The following is an 8,256-nucleotide window of genomic DNA, read 5'->3' as shown; positions in this document are numbered from 1 at the left end:
GGCGACCACGACCGCGTTGATCGCGCTGGTGTCGGCGGGCGACGTGCGCCTCGACGATCCCGTGAAGAACTACCTGCCCGGCTTCGTCGGCGGCGGCAAGGACGCGGTCACGGTGCGGGACCTGCTGCGGCATCGCGGCGGGCTGTGGGAGTGGCAGCCGCTGTATCTTCACGGCCGCAAGGGTCCCGACGCCCTAAGCTATGTGGAGCGTCTGCCGTTGCGTTACGGGCTCGACTCCGCCCGCCACTACTCCGATCTCGGCTTCATCCTCCTGGGACGGATCGTGGAGATCGCCAGCGGCACCGACCTCGCCGCGGCGGTGCGCCAGCTCGTGACCGAGCCGATGGGCCTGCGGCACACGCGTTTCGCCCGACCCGTCAACGACAACGTGGCGTCCAGCGCGTACGGCGACGGCGTCGAACGGCGCATGGTCGCCACGGGCGAGCCATACCCCGTGGCCTCCAGCGACTCCCCCTGCCACGGCGGGGCAGATGCCGAACAGCCCGACACCGCTGGCGAAGCCAACACGGGCGCCATTGAACGGCGCATCGTGGCCACGGGCGAGCCATACCCCGTGGCCTCCAGCGACTCCCCCTGCCACGGCGGGGCAGATGCCGAACAGCCCGACACCGCTGGCGAAGCCAACACGGGCGCGGCCCCGTCGGGACTGCCGAGCGACGGCACGGCCACCAGCAACCCGCTCAGCCATAGCGGGACCAACACCCACCACCCAGACGCCGCCACCGAAGTCGGGACGAGTGGGGCCCCGTCAGCACTGCTATCCGATCGGTTGGGCCCCAACGGCTCCCCTCACCAAGGCGAGACTGGCCTTGGCCAGCCGAGCCGCGCGCTCGAAGCGGGGCCAGGCCGTGGGCGGGCGGGCGGCGTGCCCGTGTCCGAGAACGTCGGCCGTGATTCCGCCGCATTCGACGGCTGGAGGGCGCACGCGCTCGTCGGGGAGGTCAACGACGGGAATGCCTTTCACGCGTTCGGCGGCGTGAGCGGGCACGCGGGGCTGTTCTCGACGATCGGGGACCTGTTGCGGTACGCGACGTTCCTGGCGAACTTCCGCGATCATGCTTCACTGTGGAACCCGTCCGTCGTCGAGGAGTTCCTGGCCGACGGACCCGATCCCGAACAGGCGCTGGGGTTTCGCCGCTACCCGCTCACCATCGGCGGGGAGATGTCCACCATGTACGGGCACCCCGGGTTCGTCGGGTGCGCGGTCGGGTTCTCCCCCGCGTCGGGTACCGCCCTGGCCCTGTGCACCAACCGGTTGCTGGCTCGCGGCGAGCCACTTGGCACCGAGGCGATGTGGGAGCGGGTGCGGCGGGCCGCTGAGGTCGAAACGTCCGTGTCAAACCGAACTGGCGAGGCGAACGATGAATGAACCCGTACTGAGCATCCGCGACCTGTCGGTGGCCTTCCGCGGCAGCGCGGGTGAGGTGACCGCCGTCGACGGGGTGAGCCTGGACGTGCCGCGGGGCAGCACCGTGGCCGTGGTGGGCGAGTCGGGGTCGGGGAAGTCGACCACGGCGTCGGCGGTGAACCGCCTGCTGCCCGCCAACGGGCGGATCATCGGTGGTCGGGTGCTGTTCCAGGGGCAGGATCTGGCGGAGCTCGGCGAGCGCGGGATGACCGCGATCCGCGGCGCGGGCATCGGATTGGTGCCGCAGGACCCGATGTCCAATCTCAACCCGTTGATGCGCATTGGGGACCAGGTCGCCGAGGCCCTGGAGGTGCACGGCCGCGCGCACGGTGGGGCCGCGCGGCGGCGGGCGATCGAGCTGCTGGAGCAGGTGGGGATCGCCGAGGCCGAGCGTCGGGCTCGGCAGTTCCCGCACGAGTTCTCGGGCGGGATGCGGCAGCGGGCGTTGATCGCCATGGGCCTGGCGTGCGAACCGACGCTGCTGATCGCCGACGAGCCGACCTCCGCCCTGGACGTGACGCTGCAGCGGCGCATCCTCGACCAGCTGGACGCGCTCACCTCCGAGCTGGGCACCAGCGTCCTGTTGATCACGCACGACCTCGCGCTGGCGGCCGAGCGGGCCGACACCGTGGCGGTGATGTACCACGGCCAGATCGTGGAATCGGGTGCGGCGCAGGAGATCCTGGCCAATCCCCAGCACGAGTACACGCAAAGGCTGCTGGCCGCCGCCCCGAGCCTCACCTCGGCGGTGGAGGTCGGAGACGCGTTGACCCCGGTGCGGCGCCCCGACGCCGGGGACCTGGTCGCCGTCGACAGGCTCACCAAGCGGTTCCCCATCAGGGGATCGGGGGCCGACAACCCGTTCACCGCCGTGGAGGACGTCGCGTTCACCATTCCGCGCGGGCACACGGTGTCCATTGTCGGCGAATCGGGCTCGGGAAAATCGACGACGGCGAACCTGGTCCTGGGGCTGGAGAGGCCCACCTCGGGGACGATCCGCTTCGACGGCGCCGACATCGCGTCGCTCGGCAGGAAGGGCGCCTTCGCGCTGCGACGGCGGGTGCAGCCGGTGTTCCAGAACCCCTACGCGTCGCTGGACCCGCGTTACACGGTGGAGCAGTCGATCGCCGAGCCGCTGCGGGTGCATCGCGTGGGCGACAAGCGATCGCGGCACGCCAAGGTGCTGACGCTGCTGGAGCAGGTGGCGCTGCCGTCCGAGCTGGCCGATCGCCTGCCGCACGAACTGTCGGGGGGCCAACGCCAGCGGGTGGCGATCGCGCGGGCGATCGCCCTGTCGCCCGAGCTGGTCGTGCTGGACGAGGCGGTGTCCGCGCTGGATGTGCTGGTGCAGGCGCAGATCCTGCGGCTGTTGGCCGAGCTGCAGCGCGAGCTCGGGCTGGCGTACCTGTTCATCAGCCACGACCTGGCCGTGGTGCGGCAGATCTCCCACACGGTGCACGTGATGCGCTCCGGCCGCATCGTCGAGAGTGGAACGCCGCGGGAGATCTTCGACAATCCGAGCCACGAGTACACCCGCGAGCTGCTGGCCGCGATCCCGGGCGCGGGGTTGAGCGCGTAAGTCCGTCGACAGCCGCCGCGCCAGCCAGCTCAACGCCAGGGGATGGCGGTACTCGACGCCGACGTGGCCCGCGTCGAACAGTTCGAAGTAGACGGTGTCGTCGTCGACGCCGGCGTCGGCGAGCGCGCGCCGAAACGCGGACTGCCCCAGGTCGAGGAACCACTCGTCGCGCTTTCCCGCGTCGATCCAGATCGCGCGCTGCGAGCGCAGCGCCTCGGCGTGGGCGGGGGCCATTCTCACCGGGTCCCACTCCAGCCAGCGCCGCCAGACCTCGGGGATCACGGCGCCCGTGTCGGGGTCGAACGGCAGCAGGGGCGTGCCGTCGGCGGCGGGAGAGAAGCACGCCGACACCCCGAGGATCTCCAGCAGCCGCATGTCCTCGGCCTTGGTGAAGGCGACGCGGGATTGGAAGTTTCGCCACCAGGCGAAGATGTCGCCGTCGTACCCGCGCAGGTCGCGCGCGGCCTCGAAGAAGTGCGGCAGGTACTGCGCCTCCGACAGGCTGTCGCCCGAGTGGGTGGCGAAGGCGCCGAACAGGTCGGGGCGCAGCATCGGGGTGATCATGGCGCCCAGTCCCCCGCTCGACTTCCCCGCGATGGCGCGGTGGTCCCGATCGGCCAGTGTCCGATAGCGACTGTCCACCCAGGGCACGATCTCCTCGCACAGGTACGAGTGGTACCGCCCGGTGCCGATGGAGTCGACGTACTGGCTGCCGCCGTAGGTCGTCCAGGCGTCCACGAACGCCAGGATCATCGGCGGAGCCTCGCCGCGGGCGAAGATCCCGTCGATCAGCTCGGGAACCGGTTGGCGAAACGGGGTTCGGTTGCGCCACACCGGGAGCGTGCCGCCGTATCCCAGCAGCAGGTAGGTCACGGGATAGCGGCGGTCCGACTCGTCGTAGCCTGGCGGCAGGTAGATCCATATGGGACGGCGCGACGCGTCGCCGAGCGGGTTGTCGCGCAGCAGCGCGCTGTCGATGAACTGCTCGTCGAGCCGCCCGTTCAGGTCGAGTGACATCACGCCTCCGAAGGATCGATCCGTACGGTCGATCGATCCTAGGCGCCCGTCACCAGGACGATCGCGCCGATGGAGCGGCGGTCTTCGAGTTCACGGTGCGCGGCGGCGGCCTGGTCCAGCGGGTAGCGGGCGTGGATGCGCGGAGTGAGTTCGCCGCGGGCGGCCGCGTCGAGCGCCGCTTGCGCGTCGGCGCGCTGTTCGGGGTCGGGCTTACGGATCAGGGTTCCCAGGGCGCCGCTAACGGTCAGCCCGCGCCTTCCGATCGTCGAGGCGTCGAGCGCCGGCCACTCCCCCGACGCGAAGCCGTAGAAGCCGTAGCGGCCCACGCCGTCGGCGGTGGCCGCGATCGCCTCGGCGGCGACGTCTCCCCCCACCGCGTCCAGCGCGAGGTCGACGCCGCGTCCCTCGGTGAGATCACGAACCCGCCTGCCCCAGTCCTCGACGCCGTAGTCGACGGCGTGATCGGCGCCGAATTCCCTGACCGCATCGAGCTTGTCGAGGCTCGCCGCGCCGATCACCGTCGCGCCCGCCGACGTGGCGGTCTGCACCAGAAGCGATCCGATCCGCCCCGCCGCCGCGGTGATCAGCACCGTGTCGTCGGGCCCCAGCCGCATCGCCGACAGCAGCCCGCGGGCCATCGCGCCCGCCTCGAACACGGTCAGCGCGACCTCGGGCGTCAGGCCGGGCGGCACCGCGAACGTGTAATCGGCCCTGACCAGGGCGCGTTCGGCGTAGCCGCCGCGTTGGTCCACCGTGCACCCCACGACCGTCTGGCCGAGCAGCGCGTCGTCGACCCCCGCGCCCACGGCGACGACCCGCCCGGCGACCTCCACGCCCGGGGTCCACGGCAGCGGCAGGGGATAGCGCCCCGAGCGGACGATCACGTCGCCGTACGCGACGGCGGCGTAGGCGACGCCGATCAGGATCTGACCCGCCGCGGGCTCGGGTTCGGCCACCTCCTCGATGCCGAGCACCTCGGGCTCGCCGAATCGATTCGCTCGTATCGCGCGCATGCGTTTCTCCTGAGACGATATTCTTGAAACGAGACACTGTGTCTCATTCAGTATTCATGGTCCAGTCTGCGAGCCGCGCACCGAAACCACAAGGGACGATGCGGCGGCGCTGTCTTGAACGAGACAAGGAGCCCGACATGTCTCAGCCGAACGTGCGCGTGCGGCGCACCCGGGCGCTGCTGCGGCGCGCGTTGGTGGAGCTGATCGACGAGCGCGGATTCGATCGGGTGACCGTCGGCGAGCTGTGCGAACGCGCCATGATCAGCCGCGCGGCGTTCTACCGCAACTTCCGTGACAAGTACCAGCTCGTCGAGCAGATCTTCGACGAGGCGATGGCCGAGATGACCACCCCGACCGACGACACCCGCTCGCCCGGCCGGCGGTGGGCCGACTTCCTGCGCCACATCGCCGCCTACCACCAGGTGTATCGGGCCCTGTTGGGCCGCAAGGGAAGCCCGTGGTTCGTCAACCGGATGCGCGTCGCGCTGGCGACCATGTCGGGGGCGCACCTGCCCGGCCACGGGCCTGACGACCTGGTGCCCACCGTCATCTCGGGGATGTTCGTCCAGTCGATCGTGTGGTGGCTGGAGCACGACCAGCCCTGTTCACCCGAGGAGATGGGCGAGCGATCCTCGCTGCTGATTCGCGCGGTCATCGACGCCGCGGCCACCTCGCGGGGATGAACGCGGTCGCTACCGACGCAGGTCCGCGACCAGGTCGTCGAGGACGCGCAGCGCGCGGCGGGTGCGGTCGGGGCGCCGCGCGAAGTACGGGTCGTCGGGGACGGGCAGCGACGCCGCCAGCGCCCAGCCCCGGGCGCGGGCCCACGTGGCGTCGTCCACGTTGAGTTCCCTTCGGACGACGTCGCGGGCGGCGGGGTCGCGGAACATCCACGCGTTGTTGATGTCGCAGGCGGGGTCGCCGATCGACAGGGTGCCGAAGTCGATGACGGCGCTGAGGCGTCCGTCGGTGCTCAGCAGGTTGCCCTGGGCCAGGTCGCCGTGCACCCACACGGCGGGGCGGTCCCAGGCGGGCGCGGCCAGCGCGGCCTCCCACACCGCGCCGAGCGCGTCGGTGTCGGTGAGGTCGCGCAGCGCCGCGAGCTTCGGCAGCACCCTTTGCTTGGAGGCCACGGAATCCACGTCGGCGGCGATGTGGACGCCGCGATAGGAGTTGCTCCACTGGGGACGCGGGCCGTCGGTGGCGTCGATGGCGTGCAGGGCCGCGATGAACTCGGCGAGGTCGGCGGCGGCGCGCAGCGGGTCGGGCAGCCGCTCGAGGTCGAGCGGCTGCCCGTCCAGCCAGCGGTACACCGACCACGGGAACGGGTACCCCTCGCCGGGTTCGCCCTGGGCCAGCGGGGTGGAGATGGCCAGCGGCAGGTGCGGGGCGAGGCGGGGCAGCCAGCGGTGTTCGCGTTCCACCTGGCCGACCCAGCGCTCGAATCGGGGCAGCCGCGCCGACAGGTGTCGGCCGAGGCGGTAGGTCGCGTTGTCCATGCCCTGGGTGGGTACGGGCGCGATCGGCAGGTCGGACCACTGCGGGAACTGGGCGGCGATCAGGCGCCGCACCAGGTCGGCGTCGATGCGGGGTGCGGGTGTCATGGGTCGATCGTGCCTTCGTAAACATCCGCCGCGCATCGTGTGATCTCGGTATTCGGGTGTGCGATTCGCTCGTCGGACATGGCAGGCTGTAGCGCGATGGTGGAGTCTCGCGTGGTGAGCCCGGCGTTCGTCGGTCGGGCCGAGGACCTGACCCGGCTGCTGGCGGAGTTTCGCTCCGCCGCCGTCGGGCCCCGGATCGCGCTCGTGGCGGGCGAAGCGGGGATCGGGAAGACGCGGCTGGTCGCCGAGTTCGTCGACGCGGTGGGGTCGGGCGCGCGGGTGGTCACGGGCGCCTGCACGCCGCTGGACGGCGACGGGCTGGGGTACGCGCCGTTGGTGGCGGTGCTGCGCGGGGTGATTCGCGGGCTGGGCGCCCAGGCCGTCGCGGCGCGCCTGCCCGGTGACGGCAGGGAGCTGGCACGCTGGTTCCCCGAGCTCGGGATCCCGTCGGCGGGGGACAAACTGCGGTTGTACGAGGAGGTCCTGGCGGTCGTGGAGCTCGCCGCGGCGGACCGACCGCTGGTCGTCGTCGTGGAGGACGCCCACTGGGCGGACCCCGCCAGCGCCGAGCTGCTCGGGTTCATGGCGCGCAACCTCACCGCGGCGGGCGTCTTGCTCCTGGTGACCTACCGCGACACCGACGCCGCCGTTCGGGGCGGGCTGCTGGCCGAGCTGCGGCGGCACGGCGGGGCGCGCATTCGGCTGGATCCGTTCACGCGGCACGAGGTGGCGCGCCAGTTGGCCGCGATCGTCGGCGAACGCCCCGATCCCGCGATGGCGCGGCGGGTCCACGAACGCAGCGACGGCAATCCGCTGTTCGTCGAGACGATCGCCCAGAGCGGGGAAGCCGCGGCGGACGGCGCGCGGGAACTGTTGCTGCAGGTGCCGCACGGCCTCGAGGCGTCGCGTCGCGCGGTGCTGGACGCGATGTCGGTGTCCACGGTGGATGTTTCGCACGAGCTGCTGGCCTCGATCACCGAGCGGGGGGATGTCGAGCTGGACGCGATCCTCGCCGATCTCATCGCCGACGGACTGTTGTCCTCCACTCAGGACGGATATCGCTTCCGCCACGACCTGATCCGCCAGGCGGTGTACGAGGATCTACTGGCGGGGCAACGGAAACGCTGGCACGCGCGTTTCGCCGAGCGGCTGCGCGACGGGAACGATCCCGCCGCGCTTGCGGCGCACGGCTACGCCGCGGGGATGCGCGAGGTGGCTCTGGACGCCGCGTGGCGGGCCGCCGACGCGGCCTGTCGGTCGTACGCGTACGTCGAGGAGGCGCACCACCTGGATCGGGTGCTCGAGCTGTGGGAGGCGGTGCCCGACGCGGCCGAGCGGCTGGGGTTGGATCGCGCGGAGGTGTGCGTCCACGCCGCCGAGTGCTGCATGCTCAGCGGCGACTACCCGCGCGGCATCGCTTACGCGACAGCGGGTCTGGGATTCGTGGACGAGGCACGGGAGCCCGAACGGGCGGCGCGGCTGCTGGAGTATCGCGGTCGGCTGCGCGACCGCACCGACGCCACGGGCATGGCCGATCTGGAGCGCTCCTACGACCTGTTCGTTCTCGCCTCCAAGGCCGCGGGCCACGGTCGCGGCGCCGCGGCGGGCGCCAAC

The 8,256-nt window shown here is 71.6% G+C and carries 6 protein-coding genes and 1 pseudogene; 4 read left to right on the top strand and 3 right to left on the bottom strand.

All coding sequences use genetic code 11. The annotated features are described in order from the left end of the window. Both VE172_RS12610 and VE172_RS12605 read left to right on the top strand, forming a co-directional pair. Nucleotides 1–1,390: serine hydrolase domain-containing protein (locus VE172_RS12610; protein ID WP_324802044.1), on the top strand; the 1,390-nt coding region annotated here is incomplete at its 5' end. Further along, nucleotides 1,383–3,008, top strand: a complete 1,626-nt coding sequence (locus tag VE172_RS12605) for an ABC transporter ATP-binding protein (RefSeq protein WP_324802041.1) — start codon at nt 1,383–1,385, stop codon at nt 3,006–3,008. The genes VE172_RS12610 and VE172_RS12605, both read left to right, overlap by 8 nt. Nucleotides 3,009–3,014: 6 nt before the next feature. Here the strand turns inward: VE172_RS12605 and VE172_RS12600 are convergent. Together VE172_RS12600 and VE172_RS12595 are read right to left on the bottom strand one after the other, a co-directional pair. After that, a pseudogene (locus tag VE172_RS12600) lies at nt 3,015–4,025 on the bottom strand (alpha/beta hydrolase-fold protein); the annotation flags it as partial. Nucleotides 4,026–4,063: 38 nt separating this feature from the next. After that, complete coding sequence (locus VE172_RS12595; protein ID WP_324802039.1) at nt 4,064–5,038, bottom strand: zinc-binding dehydrogenase; 975 nt, start codon at nt 5,036–5,038, stop codon at nt 4,064–4,066. 137 nt (nt 5,039–5,175) lie between these two features. Here VE172_RS12595 and VE172_RS12590 point away from each other — a divergent pair, with 137 nt between their 5' ends. Further along, nucleotides 5,176–5,721, top strand: a complete 546-nt coding sequence (locus VE172_RS12590; RefSeq protein WP_324802036.1) for a TetR/AcrR family transcriptional regulator — start codon at nt 5,176–5,178, stop codon at nt 5,719–5,721. A 9-nt stretch (nt 5,722–5,730) separates the two neighbouring features. Here VE172_RS12590 and VE172_RS12585 read toward each other — a convergent pair whose 3' ends face one another. Then, on the bottom strand, nt 5,731–6,642 hold the full coding sequence (locus VE172_RS12585) for an aminoglycoside phosphotransferase family protein (protein ID WP_324802033.1): 912 nt from the start codon (nt 6,640–6,642) through the stop codon (nt 5,731–5,733). Nucleotides 6,643–6,738: 96 nt separating this feature from the next. Here VE172_RS12585 and VE172_RS12580 point away from each other — a divergent pair. Continuing rightward, on the top strand, nt 6,739–8,256 hold a 1,518-nt coding region (locus VE172_RS12580), incomplete at its 3' end, for an ATP-binding protein (protein WP_324802030.1).

Origin of the sequence: Stackebrandtia sp., assembly GCF_035643755.1 — a bacterium.
In the GTDB taxonomy this organism is placed as follows: domain Bacteria; phylum Actinomycetota; class Actinomycetes; order Mycobacteriales; family Micromonosporaceae; genus Stackebrandtia.
This window is presented reverse-complemented; position numbering and strand designations above follow the sequence as displayed.

Bases quoted from the DNA above. Each gene is read 5' to 3' on its own strand.
- VE172_RS12605 (WP_324802041.1), top strand. From the start codon at position 1,383: ATGAATGAACCCGTACTGAGCATCCGCGACCTGTCGGTGGCCTTCCGC.
- VE172_RS12595 (WP_324802039.1), bottom strand. From the start codon at position 5,038: ATGCGCGCGATACGAGCGAATCGATTCGGCGAGCCCGAGGTGCTCGGC.
- VE172_RS12590 (WP_324802036.1), top strand. From the start codon at position 5,176: ATGTCTCAGCCGAACGTGCGCGTGCGGCGCACCCGGGCGCTGCTGCGG.
- VE172_RS12585 (WP_324802033.1), bottom strand. From the start codon at position 6,642: ATGACACCCGCACCCCGCATCGACGCCGACCTGGTGCGGCGCCTGATC.